This window comes from Blastococcus sp. CT_GayMR16 (assembly GCF_004570875.1).
Lineage (GTDB): Bacteria > Actinomycetota > Actinomycetes > Mycobacteriales > Geodermatophilaceae > Blastococcus_B.
In genome coordinates this window covers 128,974-142,281 of record NZ_SPQK01000002.1, presented here as the reverse complement: position 1 = coordinate 142,281, position 13,308 = coordinate 128,974, and the positions used below count along the sequence as shown (strand labels likewise).

General features: G+C 72.4%; 11 protein-coding genes. 2 read left to right on the top strand and 9 right to left on the bottom strand.

What is annotated here, in order from left to right:
• Nucleotides 1-6: 6 nt before the first annotated feature.
• Together E4P38_RS03305 and E4P38_RS03300 are read right to left on the bottom strand one after the other, a co-directional pair.
• Nucleotides 7-771: a VOC family protein gene (locus E4P38_RS03305; RefSeq protein WP_135130294.1), complete on the bottom strand. Its 765-nt coding sequence runs from the start codon at nucleotides 769-771 to the stop codon at nucleotides 7-9.
• Nucleotides 772-846: 75 nt separating this feature from the next.
• The gene (locus E4P38_RS03300) at nucleotides 847-2,859 is read right to left on the bottom strand and encodes a TPM domain-containing protein (RefSeq protein ID WP_135130293.1); all 2,013 of its coding nucleotides are present in this window, start codon (nucleotides 2,857-2,859) and stop codon (nucleotides 847-849) included.
• Between the two features lie 89 nt (nucleotides 2,860-2,948).
• Here E4P38_RS03300 and E4P38_RS03295 point away from each other — a divergent pair, with 89 nt between their 5' ends.
• Nucleotides 2,949-3,314 carry a Rieske 2Fe-2S domain-containing protein gene (locus E4P38_RS03295; protein WP_135130292.1) on the top strand — a complete coding sequence of 122 codons (366 nt, stop codon included), beginning with the start codon at nucleotides 2,949-2,951 and terminating at the stop codon, nucleotides 3,312-3,314.
• Here the strand turns inward: E4P38_RS03295 and E4P38_RS03290 are convergent, their stop codons facing one another.
• The 6 genes from E4P38_RS03290 to E4P38_RS03265 form a co-directional block, all read right to left on the bottom strand.
• Nucleotides 3,315-5,003, bottom strand: a complete 1,689-nt coding sequence (locus tag E4P38_RS03290; protein ID WP_135130291.1) for an ABC transporter ATP-binding protein — start codon at nucleotides 5,001-5,003, stop codon at nucleotides 3,315-3,317.
• Between the two features lie 79 nt (nucleotides 5,004-5,082).
• A complete protein-coding gene (locus E4P38_RS03285) occupies nucleotides 5,083-6,147 on the bottom strand; it encodes an ABC transporter permease (protein WP_135130290.1) in 1,065 nt (354 codons plus the stop codon).
• Nucleotides 6,147-7,244, bottom strand: a complete 1,098-nt coding sequence (locus tag E4P38_RS03280) for an ABC transporter permease (RefSeq protein WP_135130289.1) — start codon at nucleotides 7,242-7,244, stop codon at nucleotides 6,147-6,149. Before E4P38_RS03280 ends, E4P38_RS03285 begins: the two co-directional genes overlap by 1 nt.
• A gap of 105 nt (nucleotides 7,245-7,349) precedes the next feature.
• Nucleotides 7,350-8,993, bottom strand: a complete 1,644-nt coding sequence (locus tag E4P38_RS03275) for an ABC transporter substrate-binding protein (protein WP_135130288.1) — start codon at nucleotides 8,991-8,993, stop codon at nucleotides 7,350-7,352.
• A 170-nt stretch (nucleotides 8,994-9,163) separates the two neighbouring features.
• A complete protein-coding gene (gene recR, locus E4P38_RS03270; RefSeq protein ID WP_135130287.1) occupies nucleotides 9,164-9,763 on the bottom strand; it encodes a recombination mediator RecR in 600 nt (199 codons plus the stop codon).
• 22 nt (nucleotides 9,764-9,785) lie between these two features.
• A complete protein-coding gene (locus E4P38_RS03265) occupies nucleotides 9,786-10,133 on the bottom strand; it encodes a YbaB/EbfC family nucleoid-associated protein (protein ID WP_135130286.1) in 348 nt (115 codons plus the stop codon).
• 49 nt (nucleotides 10,134-10,182) lie between these two features.
• Here E4P38_RS03265 and E4P38_RS03260 point away from each other — a divergent pair, with 49 nt between their 5' ends.
• On the top strand, nucleotides 10,183-11,025 hold the full coding sequence (locus E4P38_RS03260; RefSeq protein ID WP_135130285.1) for an N-acetylmuramoyl-L-alanine amidase: 843 nt from the start codon (nucleotides 10,183-10,185) through the stop codon (nucleotides 11,023-11,025).
• Here E4P38_RS03260 and E4P38_RS03255 read toward each other — a convergent pair.
• The gene (locus tag E4P38_RS03255; protein WP_135130284.1) at nucleotides 11,022-13,208 is read right to left on the bottom strand and encodes a DNA polymerase III subunit gamma and tau; all 2,187 of its coding nucleotides are present in this window, start codon (nucleotides 13,206-13,208) and stop codon (nucleotides 11,022-11,024) included. The two genes, E4P38_RS03260 and E4P38_RS03255, sit on opposite strands and share 4 nt — an antisense overlap.
• Nucleotides 13,209-13,308: the final 100 nt, after the last annotated feature.

Sequence of the window (13,308 nt, the reverse complement as noted above, 5' to 3'; positions counted from 1 at the left end):
GGGCCTTCACTTGCTCGCGGGCGGGTCTTCCATGACCGAGAACGGGGCGCCCCACGGGTCCTCGAGGACGGCGAAGCGGCCGAACTCGGTGTCCATCGGTGCCATCGTCACCTTGCCGCCCGCGGCCTCCGTCGTGCCGACCGCGGCGTCGGTGTCGGCGACCGCGAAGCACGTCGTCCAGCCCTTGGGCGATCCTGGTGCATGCGCTCCCAGCCCACCGAGCGGGTGGTCGCCGGTGGTGAAGGTCGTGTAGCCGCCGGATCCGGGCATCTCGTCGAAGCGGAAGTCGAACACTGCGCTGTAGAAGGCGCGCGCCCCGTCCGGGTCGTCGACCGCGGCCTCGTTCCAGGCCAGGGCGCCCGGCTCGTTGTGGATCCGGACGCCCGTGTTGAGCCCGGACTGCCACAGCCCGAACGGGTTGCCCTGGGGATCGAGCGCGATGACCATCGTGCCCATCGGTCCCACCTCCATCGGCGCGACGAGCACTGTGCCCCCGGCCTGCGTGACGCGGGCGGCCGTGGCGGCGGCGTCGTCGGCGGCGAAGTAGGTGGTCCAGCGGGGCGGGTCGTCCGGATCCTGCTGCGGACCCAGGCCGGCCGCCTGCTCGCCCTGCACGGTCGCCGTCAGGTAGCCGCCGAACTGCGGCTCACCGCCGGTGTACTCCCAGCCGAGGAGCGACGCGTAGAAGGTCTTCGTGGCGTCGAGGTCGGCGGCGCCGTAGTCGACCCAGCAGGGTGTGCCGTTGGGCCAGGGCGTGTCACGGGCGGGCATGACTCCTCCTCGTGGGATCGGGGAGGACACCGTCCCACCGGGAGCTGACAGTTCCCCGGGACTCCCTCCCCGCCGTCAGAAGCGACCGCCGCCCATGCCTCCGCCACCGAAGCCGCCACCGCCGCCACCGCCGCCCCCACCGCCCCCACCGCCGCCGAAGCCGCCACCACCGCCGAACCCGCCGCCGCCACCACCTCGGCCGCCGCCCATGCCGCCGAGCAGGATGCCGCCGAGCACGAGACTGCCGAGGTCGACGCCGCCGCGGCGGTAGCCCCCGCCGTACCCGCCCCCGAAGCCCCCCGGGCCGCCGCCCATGCCGCCGCCCCAGCCGGAGACGTCCTCCTGCGCCGCCTGCAGTGCGCTCTGCCCCAGGGAGCCGGCCTGGTGCGCCTCCCGGAGCGCGCGGACCGGGTCGTCGCGACCGAGCTCCACGGCGAGGTCGAAGTGCCGCTGCGCCTCCGCGAGCCGGGTGCGGGCCTCGGGACCCACGGCTCCGCGGCGGGTGTTGATGAAGTCGCCGGCCGCGTCGATCGTGGAGCGCGCCGTCATCAGCGCCTGCTCGAGAGACGCGGCCGCCCGCCGGGTCTGCACCTGCGCGTCGCGAGCGACCGACAGCGCCTGCTCCAGCGCGATATCGGCCTCCTCGAGCTGCCGCAGCGCGGCCAGCGGATCCGGCTGCCCGCCCGCGAGCGCGGCGTCGGCCGAGGTCAGGGCGGACTCCGCGCGGGCGATCTGCGGACGCAGGCCGCTGGGGTCCCCGGTCGCGGTGAGCGACCGGGCCTCCGCGAGGTCCTTCTCCGTCTCGGCCCGCACCTCGGCGACCCGGGCTCCTGCCGCGTCGAAATCGGCGCCGAGCCGGCCCACCGCATCCAGCAGGGTGGCGGTCTGGGCAACGGCGTCCTCGGCGGCCCGGATGTCGCCCACGGCGGTGCCCGGTTCCGCCGAGGCGAGGGCCGTGCGTGCCTCCTGCACCTCCTGCTCGGCCGCGGCGAGCCGCGCCCGCGCCTCGGTCACGTTGTCCGCCACCGGAGCGATCGCCGAGGCGGCGTAGCGCTGCCCCAGCTGGGCGAGGCGCTGCTCCTCCTGCGGGATGCGGGAGTGCAGCTCGGCGATCCGGGGCGCCAGGCCGTCGAGCACCTGGGGAGCGGTGTTCTCGAGGTCGCGCAGCTGCGCGAACGCCGCGGCCTGCCCGTCCAGCCGGGCGGCGGCGGACTCGGTGAGCCGCAGCATCTCCCCCAGCATCGTCCGGGTGGTCGGCTCGTCCTCCGGGACGTCGTCGTCGAGCTGCTGGCGCAGCGTGAACGCGCGGGACAGCTCGTCGCGCGACTCCGACAGTGCCTGGTCGAACCCGATGACGGCCTGCTCGCCGTACTGGGCGCGGGCGTAGTCGAGATCCAGCTGCGAGGTCTTCATGGCCTCGTCCAGCTGCAGGAGGGCATTGCTCGCCCTGCCCTGCAGCTGCTCGGTCGTCGTCCCGGCGTAGGGGTCGGGCTTCTCGATCCGCTGCACCGGCGGGGGCAGCGCCGCCTTCTTGCGCCGCCGGGACCGGGCCACCAGGTAGCCACCCCCGCCGACGACCGCGATCGCGCCGACCACGAGCAGCGCACCACCGCCGCCGGAGTCCCCGGAGTCGGGCGCCTCGCCGGTGCGCAGGATGTCGGCGAACGCCACGACGCCGGCTGCCCAGTTCTCGTCGCCGAACTCCGGCTCCACGGCCTGCCCGGCCAGCTGGTCGGCCTCGGTCTCGGTCACCTCGGCGCCGTTGGGCAGCGCGAAGCCGTAGTTGCTGTCGTCGACTGCGACGGCGAGCATCGCGTCGGAGCCGCCGAGCCCGGAGAGCTGCCCGGTCTGCGTGATCCACTCGCTCGAGGTCAGGCCGTCGAAGCTGTCGACGAAGACCACGAACAGCTGCGTGCCGTCGTCGGCCTGCAGCTCGTCCAGGGCGGCGTCGATCTCGGTCTCGTCGCCCAGGACGTCGGCCTCGTCGACCACCTGGTCGTCGAGACGGAACGGTTCCTCGGCGAGCGCCGGCCCGCCGGCGAGGCCGAGCAGGGCGGTTGCGCCCAGGACGACGAAGAGCCGTCGCACGGCCACCTCCTGGTGGAATCAGTTCGGAAGATCGACAGTACCGACCGGCCTGGCTTGCGAGGTTGCCGCCGAGCCAGCACCGTCGGCTCGTGAGCGACGAGAGCGCCGACCGGATCCCCGCCGCCGACCTGCCACCGGGAGCCGTCCGCGGGCACGGCGACTGGGCGGTGGGCAACCGCGGTGACGACCGGTACTTCGCGGTCTCCCGCCGCTGCCGGCACCAGCTGGCCGACCTCGCCGACGGCAGCATCGACGCCGACGGCTGTCTGGTCTGCCCCTGGCACCAGAGCCGCTACGACGTCCGTACCGGCGAGATGGTCGAGGGCCCGCGCGGCTTCCTCGGCTACCACGGGCCGACGCCGCTCTACACCCAGCTCATCGCAGCCGTGGGAAAGCTCGCCAGGCTGCGCGTGCGCCGGGCGGTGCGGGACGGCGACGACGTCGTCCTCGAGTAGCTAGTCCGCCGCCCGGAGGTCGTTCCAGAGACCGCGGCGGGTGGCCTGCTCGTCGGGGTCGGGCACGGGCAGTGAGGCGAGCAGGCGCTGCGTGTACGGGTGTTTCGGCGCCCCCAGCACCTCGGCGCCGGTGCCCTCCTCGACGAGCTTGCCCTTGTAGAGGACGGCGATCCGGTCGGCGAGCAGGTCGACGACGGCGAGGTCGTGGCTGATGAACAGCGCCGCGAAGCCGAACTCGCGCTGGATCTCGTCGAACAGCTCCAGCACCCGCGCCTGCACCGATACGTCGAGGGCCGAGGTCGGCTCGTCGGCGATCAGCAGCTCCGGGTTGAGCGCCAGCGAGCGGGCCAGGCTGGCGCGCTGGCGCTGACCGCCGGACAGCTCGTGCGGGAACCGGTCGCCGAAGGACTTCGGCAGCTGCACGGCTTCCAGCAGCTCGTCGACCCGGCCGCGCGCGGCCGCCGGGCTGTCGGCGCGCTTGTGCACGACCAGTGGCTCGGCGACCGCCTCGGCGATGGTGAGCAGCGGGTTGAAGCTGGACGCCGGGTCCTGGAAGACGAAGCCGATCCGCTCGCGCACCGGGCGGAAGGAACGCTCCTTGACGCCGTTCATCTCCGTGCCGAGCACCTGCAGCGACCCGCCCGTGACGCGGGTCAGGCCGGCCATGGCCCGCCCGATGGTGGTCTTGCCGCTGCCGCTCTCGCCGACGAGGCCGAGCACCTCGCCTGGGCGGATGTCGAAGCTGACGCCGTCCACCGCGACGAAGTCCGGCTGGCGCAGCCGTCCCGGGTAGACGATCCGCAGGTCCTTGGCGGAGATGATGGGTGCGGCGCTCTCCCAGCCCTGGGGCCGCGCCGCGGCGCGCTCCTGCGTGCGGGCGACGCCCTGGCCGAGCCGGGGCACGGCGGCGAGCAGCTGCCGGGTGTAGGGGTCCTGCGGGGAGGAGAACAGCGTCCGGACGTCGGCCTCCTCGACGATCCGGCCCTGGTACATGACCGCGACCCGGTCGGCGAGGTCGGCGACGACACCCATGTTGTGGGTGATCAGCACGATCGCGGTGCCGAACTCGTCGCGGCAGCGGCGCAGGAGGTCGAGGATCTCCGCCTGCACGGTGACGTCGAGGGCGGTGGTCGGCTCGTCGGCGATGATCACGCCGGGGTCGAGGACCAGCGCCTGGGCGATGACAATGCGCTGCTTCTGCCCGCCGGAGAACTGGTGCGGGTAGTGGTCGACCCGGTGCTCGGGGTCGGGGATGCCGACCCTTCGCATCACGTCGACGGCCTTGGCGCGCAACTCCTTCTTGCTGTACTTGCCGTGCGCGCGCAGGCCCTCCGCGATCTGCCAGCCCACCGGGAAGACCGGGTTGAGCGCTGTCGACGGCTCCTGGAACACCATGGCGGCGTCCCGGCCGCGCACGTTCCCGAGCCGCGCCCCGCTGAGGGTGACGACGTCGTGCGTGCTGCCGCCGTCCTTGCTGGTCAGCACGACCGCGCCGCGGGTGGTAGCGGTCTCGGGGAGCAGACCCAGGATGCTGCGCGCGGTGACGGTCTTGCCGCTGCCACTCTCGCCGACGATCGCGAGCACCTCGCCGGCCTGCACCGACAGGCTGACGTCCTGGACGGCGGTGACGGAGCCGGCGTCGGTAGCGAAACTGACCGACAGGTTGTCGATGTCGACGACGTCCCTCATTGCTCGGCTCCGCACTCGTTCCGCTCCTCGGTCGCCGGCGCTCCCTGCGATGCTCGCTCGCGCGTCGCCTTCGCGGCCCTCATCGCTGCTCCCACTCTCCTTCGCCGCGGCCCTCGAGCCCGGCGAGCCCACCCGGTCCGGCACCCAGCGTCCCGCCGGGCACCACGGGTACCTCCCCGACGGGGATGGCGGTGTCGGCCCCCGCCCGCCGGCGCGTGCGCAGCCGCGGGTCGGCCAGGTCGTTGAGGCTCTCGCCCACGAGCGTCAGGCCGAGCACCACCAGCACGATCGCCAGGCCCGGGAAGACCGAGGTCCACCAGATGCCGCTGGTGACGTCCGACAGCGCCTTCTGCAGGTCGTATCCCCACTCGGCGGCCGACGTGGGCTCGATGCCGAACCCCAGGAAGCCGAGACCGGCGAGGGTGAGGATCGCCTCGGAGGCGTTCAGCGTGAGGATCAGCGGCAGCGTGCGGGTGGCGTTGCGGAACACGTGGCGGGTCATGATCCGCCAGTGCCCGGCGCCGATGACCTTCGCCGACTCGACGAACGCCTCCGACTTCACCCGCACGGTCTCGGCGCGCACCACCCGGAAGAACTGCGGGATGTAGATGACCGTGATCGAGATGGCCGCGGCGAGCACGCCACCGACCAGGCTGGACTCACCGCCGCTGATCGCGATGGCCGCCACGATGGCCAGCAACAGCGACGGCAGCGCGTAGACCGCGTCGCAGATGACGACCAGGACGCGGTCCAGCCAGCCACCGAAGTACCCGGACACCAGGCCCAGCAGCACGCCGAGCACGATCGACAGCAGGACGGCGACGACGATGACGAACAGTGCGGTCCGCGTTCCCCAGATCACCCGGGAGAGCACGTCGTAGCCGCCGACCGTGGTGCCCAGCCAGTGCGCGGACGACGGCTCCTGCTGGGCGCCGAACGGGCCGGAGGGGTCGCGCAGCTGGTTGTACTCGTAGGGCGCGAGCAGCGGCGCGAAGATCGCGGTGAACAGGAAGATCCCGGTCAGGAGGAGGCCGGCGACCAGCATCCCGCGCTGCAGGCCGACGCTCTGCCGCAGCTGGTGGATGACGGGCAGGTCGCGCCAGCCCCGGCGACGGGTACCCGGGGGAACTGCGACGGTGGCCATCAGTACCTCACCCGCGGGTCGATGAGGGCCGCGATGACGTCGACGATGAAGTTCGTGAGCGCCACGATGACCGCCAGCATGACGACGATGCCCTGGACGGCGACGAAGTCGCGGGCCTGCACGTACTCCACGAGCTGGAAGCCCAGGCCCTTCCACTCGAAGGTCGTCTCGGTGAGCACCGCGCCGCTCAGCAGCAGCGCGACCTGCAGACCGATGACCGTGACGATCGGGATGAGCGCCGGCCGGTAGGCGTGCTTCTTCAGCAGCCGTCTCTCGGCCACCCCACGGGAGCGGGCAGCTTCGACGTACCCCATGCCGAGCGTCCCGATGACATTCGTGCGCACCAGCCGCAGGAAGACGCCGGCGGTCAGCAGCCCGAGCGCGACGGCCGGCAGGACCGCGTGCTCCAGGACGTCGGCGATCACCTCCGGATCACCCAGCTTGATGGCGTCGATCAGGTAGATGCCGGTCGAGCTGTCGAGGGTCTGCAGCTGGATCTCCGCGCCGGTGGACGCCCGCCCCGCGACCGGCAGCCAGCCCAGCTGGATGGAGAAGACCAGCTTGAGCAGCAGACCGAAGAAGAAGACCGGCGTGGCGTAGCAGAGGATCGCGAAGACCCGCAGCGCGGCGTCGGACCACCGGTCGCGGAAGTAGGCGGCCAGCCGGCCGAGCGGGATGCCGACGACGAAGGCGACGATCAGCGCGTAGAACGACAGCTCGAGCGTGGCGGCGCCGAACGTCGTCAGCACCTCGGTGATCGGTCGGCGGTCGCTGACCGCCGTCCCGAAGTCCCCGCTCAGGAGGTTGCCGAGGTACTCGAAGTACTGCACGAGGATCGGCCGGTCGTAGCCCGCCTCGTGGACGCGCGCGGCCAGCTCGGCCGCGGTGAGCCGACCGCCGAGCGCGGCGGTGATCGGGTCACCGGTCGAGCGCATCAGGACGAACACCGTCGTCACCAGGATGAAGACCGTGGGGAAGATCAGCAGGAACCGGATCAGCAGATAGCTGCCCAGCCCTCCCCCGCCGCGGATCTTCCGCCCGGGTACGGGTACGCCGCTCTCGTCGGTACCGGTCAGCTCGGTCGCTGTCGTGGTCATGTCTCCTGCCGTCGTTCGGCCCCGTACATGTCCGACCCCGGGTGACCCGCTCTGCGCGGATCACCCGGGGCCGGAGTGTGCTCTAGCTGTTCGCCGTTCCCGCGATCAGCCCTTGCTGAGTGCGCCGTAGCGGAACTTGAACGACGGGTCGAGGGTGTCCTCGGTGCCCGACACGTCCGTCCCGACGACGGCGACCTGAGCACCCTGCAGGTAGGGCACCGTGGACAGGTCGTCGGCCTCGAGCTCCTGGATCTGCTCGATGATGGCCGTGCGCGCTGCCGGGTCCTCGGTGCTGGCCTGCTCGAGGATCAGGTCGTTGACCTGCTGGTTGGTGTAGTGGTTGCTCAGGAAGTTCTCCGTGAGGAAGAACGGCGTGAGGTAGTTGTCCGCGTCCGAGTAGTCCGGGAACCAGCCGAGCTGGTAGGCCGGGTACGCGTCGGCGGTCCGCTGCTCCGAGTACTGCACCCACTCCGTGGTCTGCAGGTCGACGGTGAACAGCCCGCTGGACTCCAGCTGGTCCTTGATCAGCGCGTACTCGTCACCCGAGGACGGGCCGTAGTGGTCGTTGGAGTACTGCAGGCTCAGCTGCACCGGCGTCGTGACACCGGCTGCCTGCAGCGCCGCGGCCGCCTTGTCGGCGTCCGGGGCACCGCTGCCGTCGCCGTACTTCTCCATGAGCGGCTCGACAGCGCCGGTCAGACCCTCGGGGACGAAGGAGTAGAGCGGCGTGTAGGTGCCCTTGTAGACTTGGTCGGCGAGTTCCTCGCGGTTGATCAGGTTCGCGACCGCCTGGCGGACGGCGAGCGCCTTGGCCGGGTCGGCCTCGGGCGTCTGCGCGCCGTACGGCTGGGTGTTGAAGTTGAAGACGATGTAGCGGATCTCCCCGCCGGGACCGTCGACGACCTGGACGTTGTCGTTGCCGCGGAGGTCCTCGATGTCCGTCGCGGACAGGCTGCGGAAGGCGACGTCGATGTTGCCCTCCTGGATGTCCAGCTTCAGGTTCGAGGCGTCGGCGTAGTACTTGACGTTGACCGTCTCGGTCTTCGCCGCACCGAGCAGGCCCTGGTAGTCCGGGTAGGCCTTGTAGGACACCAGGTTGTTCAGGTCGTAGCTGGTGATCGTGTACTGCCCGTGGAAGGCCTCGCCGTCGACGATGTCCTGGTCCGGGGTGAGCTCGGTGGCCGAGAAGACGTCCTCGTCGACGATCGGGCCGGCCGGGCTGGACAGGATCTGCGGGAAGACCTGGTCGTTCTCCGACTTCAGGGTGAACACGACCGTGGTGTCGTCAGGGGCGTCGACGCTGTCGAGGTTGTAGAGCAGCGACGACGGGCCGTTCTCGTCGGCGATCGCCAGCTGGCGGTCGAACGTGAACTTGACGTCCGAGGAGGTCAGGTCGTTGCCGTTGGCCCACTTCAGGTCGGGCTTCAGGGTGACCGTGTACTCGGTCGGCGACGTGAACTCGGCCGACTCGGCGATGTCCGGCTCGACGTCCGGGGAGCCCAGCGGGGTGTTCATCAGGAACGGGAACACCTGGTTCATGACGGCGAAGGAGCCGTTGTCGTAGGAGCCCGCGGGGTCGAGGGTCGTGACCTTGTCGGTCGTACCGATGGTCAGCGTGCCGCCACTGCCGCCGCCGGATCCGCCCTCGTCGTCGTTGCCGCCGCCCCCACAGGCAGCAAGCACCAGGGCCGTCGCCGCAACGCCCGCCGTGGCGACAACGCGCCGACGGCTGCTCGAACCGGGTCTCATCCGTTACCTCGTCTTCAGACGGCGACTCGCGGGCACGGGAAGAAGCGCCACTGCGGCCACCTGGCCAATGGAGGAAACAGGTCTAACACGGTATTTCAGCAGTAAGAAGTTCGGCGAAGGCACTGTTACCCGGTCGTGACTGCCGAGCAGACCGCCGGATACCGGACGGATCAGGCGTCTATTCTCCGGCGGCCCTCGAACGCCCGGCCCAGCGTGACCTCGTCGGCGTACTCCAGGTCACCGCCGACCGGGAGTCCACTGGCAAGGCGGGAGACGGCGAGGCCCATCGGGGAGACCAGCCGCGCGAGGTAGGCCGCCGTCGCCTCGCCCTCGAGGTTCGGGTCGGTGGCGATGATCAGCTCGGTGACGGCGCTGTTCATCAGCCGGGTCATGAGCTCCTTGACCCGCAGGTCGTCGGGGCCCACGCCGTCGATCGGGCTGATCGCGCCGCCGAGCACGTGGTAGCGCCCGCGGAACTCACGGGTGCGCTCGATGGCGACGACGTCCTTGGGCTCCTCGACCACGCACAGGACGTCGTCCACCCGGCGCGGGTCACGGCAGATGCGGCACTGCTCGGCCTCGGCGACGTTGTAGCAGGTCACGCAGAAGCGGACCTCCTGCTGCACGCGGACGAGTGCCGCGACCAGCCGCGTGACGTCGGCGGACTCGGCGGCCAGCAGGTGGAAGGCGATCCGCTGGGCGCTCTTGGGCCCGACGCCGGGCAGCCGGCCGAGCTCGTCGATCAGGTCCTGGACGGCACCCTCGTACACGGTGTTCCTCGTCGATCCGCGGTCAGAAGCCGGGGAGGCCGAGGCCGCCGCCGGCCCCGCCACCGAGGCCGCCGGCGAGCGGACCCATCGTGGACGCGGCGAGTTCGTCGGCCGCGCGCTTGGCGTCGTGCAGGGCCGCGACGACCAGGTCCTGCAGCGTCTCCAGGTCGTCGGGGTCGACGACGGCCGGCGCGATGGTGATGGCAGTGACGTCCCCGCTGCCGGTCATCGTGGCCGTGACCAGGCCGCCCCCGGCCGATCCGGTGACCTCGCGCTGGGCGAGCTCCTCCTGGGCGGCGACCAGTTGCTCCTGCATCTGCTGCGCCTGCTTCAACAGCTGCGCCATGTCGGGCTGGCCTCCGGGGAACATGCCACGAGAGTAGGCCGCGGATACGTCAGCGGAGTGACACGCTGGCCGGATGCGCAGGTCACTGGCGATCCTCGCGCTGGCAGCCGTCCTGGCCACCGGTTGTTCGGCTGCCGGGTCGTCGGCGGACCCGACGGATGCGACGTCTCGCGGCACGTCCGGTCGGGCCGCGTCGGTTCCTCCGGTCTCGTCGGCGCCGGTCGTGCCCTCGCTACCACCCGCACCGGCCCCGACGCCGCCTCCGGCGCCGCGGCAGGTCGTCGTCCTCGATCCGGGGCACAACGGCGGCAACGCGGCCCATCCGGAGGTCGTCAACGCCCCCGTGCCCGACGGCACCGGCGGGACCAAGCCGTGCAACACCACCGGCACGGCGACGAACGCCGGGTTCGCCGAGCACGCCTTCACCTGGGACGTCGCCCTGCGGATGCGCGACCGGCTGAGCGCCGCCGGGGTGACAGTCGTCCTCACCCGCGAGGACGACGGCGGCGTGGGTCCGTGCGTCGACGTGCGCGGGCAGCTGGCCGGGCAGGTCGGGGCGGCGGCGTTCGTCGGCATCCACGGGGACGGCGCGGGTGCAGGCGGCCGCGGCTTCCACGTGATCACGTCGTCCCTGGACCTGGCCGGGCCGCAGGTCGCTGCCGCGACCGCCGCGCTGGCCGGCGCGATGCGGGACGCGATGACCGCCGTCCAGCCGGTGAGCGACTACACGGGCGCCGACGGGCTCGACGCCCGCCCGGACCTGGCCGGTCTGAACCTCAACACCGTGCCCGCCGTCTACGTCGAGTGCGGGAACATGCGCAACGCGGCCGACGCAGCACTGATGTCCGACCCCGCCGGGCGGGACGCGATCGCCGCGCAGCTCACCGCTGGAGTGCTGGCGTTCCTCGGCAGCTAGCTGTCGACGGGACGGGCGCCGAGCTCGGCCCGCAGCAGCGACAGCGCGGCCTGCTCCGGGTCGACGGCGGGCTCGGGCTCGCGGTCGCCGCCGGCCGAGGTCTCCGCGGCCCGCTCGGCCATGAGCTCGGTGGCCTCCGCGGCCTCGGCGGCGCGGGCCGCCTCCCGGGCCTGTTCCGGGGCGACGGGCGGACCGGACGACGCGGCGGCACCCTCGACGACGGCGTCCACCCGCCAGCGGACCCCCAGCAGCTCGTTGAGCGCCTCGCGGATGACGTCCTTGTTCAGGTCGTCGCCGAGCCGCCGGGCCAGCGCCGGGGACGACGTCGCCAGCGTCAGGACGCCGTTGTTGAGCTGGTGCACCTGGGCGTTCTTCAGCAGCGCCTCGGTGGTGCGCTTGTGCCGCTTGACGACGGCGAGCAGCTCCGGCCAGACCCGCCGGACGTCGCTGGTGTTCAGCTCGCCCTCGGCGGCCGGCTCGGGGTTCGCCGAGACGACCGGGGTGGGCTCGCCGCCACGAGGAGCCGGTGAGGACTCGGCGGCCGCCCGCGGCGGGGGGGGCGGCGCCTGCCCGTTCTCGGCGGCCTCGGTGCGGGCCGCGGCGGCACGGGTGGCGGCGGGGCTGGCAGGGTGCGGCCAGTCCTCGTCGTCGGTCGGTTCCTGGGGCAGCGGGATATCGGGCTCGGTGGTCGCGCGTGCCGCCCGCGGGGTCGACGCAGGAGCGGGTGCGGACTTGCTGCCCGATCCCGGCTGCACCGTCTCGGGCCAGTCGTCGGCGGCCGGTGCGGGTGCCGCTGCGGGCGCGCTCTCGGGCCGGGGCGGGGCCGGGGTCTCGCTGCGCTGCGATCGGCGGACGAACTCCTTGCGTGCGGCGGCGTCCTGCTCGGGAGCCGGTACGGGAGCCGCTGCCGGGGCGGGCGCGGGCACAGGTGCCGGGCGCGGCGGGGCCTCCCGAGGTGCGGCCTCGCGGACGGGCGCCTCGACGCTTCTTTCCCCGGACGGCCGGCCGGGGTTCTCGCCGGCGATCGACATCCGGCGCTCGAGGCGTTCGAGCCGCTGGAGGGTCGCCGCCGCGGACCCGTCGGTGGCAGGCAGGAGCATGCGGGCGCATACGAGCTCGAGCAGCAGCCGCGGCGCCGTCGTCCCCCGCATGTCGGTCAGCCCGGCATGCACGGTGTCGGCCATCCGCGAGAGCGTCGCGGAGCCCAGCGCCGAGGCCTGCTGGCTCATCAGGTCCAGCCGGTCGGGCGGGGTGTCGAGCAGGCCGTTGCCGCCGGCGTCGGGGACCGCGTCCAGCACGATCAGGTCGCGCAGCCGGTCGAGCAGGTCGGTCGCGAACCGCCGCGGGTCGTGCCCGGCCTCGACCACGCGGTCGACGGCGCGGAACACCGCGGGCGCGTCGTGGGCGGCCAGCGCGTCGACGGTCTCGTCGAGCAGCGCGTCGTCGGTGACCCCGAGCAGGCCGACGGCGGTCCGGTAGGTGACGCCCTCGGGCCCGGCGCCGGCCAGCAGCTGGTCGAGGATCGACAGCGAGTCGCGGACCGAACCGCCGCCGGCCCGGACCACCAGCGGGAAGACCGTCGGCTCGACGGTGACGCCCTCGGCGGCGCAGGTCTTCTCCAGCAGGCCGCGCAGGATCGTCGGCGGCACCAGCCGGAACGGGTAGTGGTGGGTACGCGAGCGGATGGTCGGCAGGACCTTGTCCGGCTCCGTCGTCGCGAAGACGAAGACGAGGAACTCCGGCGGCTCCTCCACCACCTTGAGCAGGGCGTTGAAGCCCTGCGTGGTGACCATGTGCGCCTCGTCGACGATGTAGACCTTGTAGCGGCTGTTCACGGGGGCGAAGAAGGCGCGTTCCCGCAGGTCACGGGCGTCGTCGACACCTCCGTGGCTGGCCGCGTCGATCTCCATGACGTCGAGCGACCCGGGGCCGTCGGGCGCGAGCGCGACGCAGGACCCGCAGACCCCGCACGGGGTGGACGTCGGCCCCTGCTCGCAGTTCAGCGACCGGGCCAGGATCCGCGCGGACGACGTCTTCCCGCAGCCGCGTGGGCCGCTGAACAGGTAGGCGTGGTTGATCCGTCCGCCGTCGACCGCGTTCATCAACGGTGCGGTGACGTGCTCCTGCCCGACCACCTCGGCGAAGGTCGCCGGACGGTACTTGCGGTAGAGCGCCAGAGCCACGCCGCGAGGTTACGTGCACCCACCGACGCCCCGGCGCGGTCAGGTACCGACCCCCCTTTATGAAACCGATACATACCGGTATGGGGCGAGACCGGCGGCT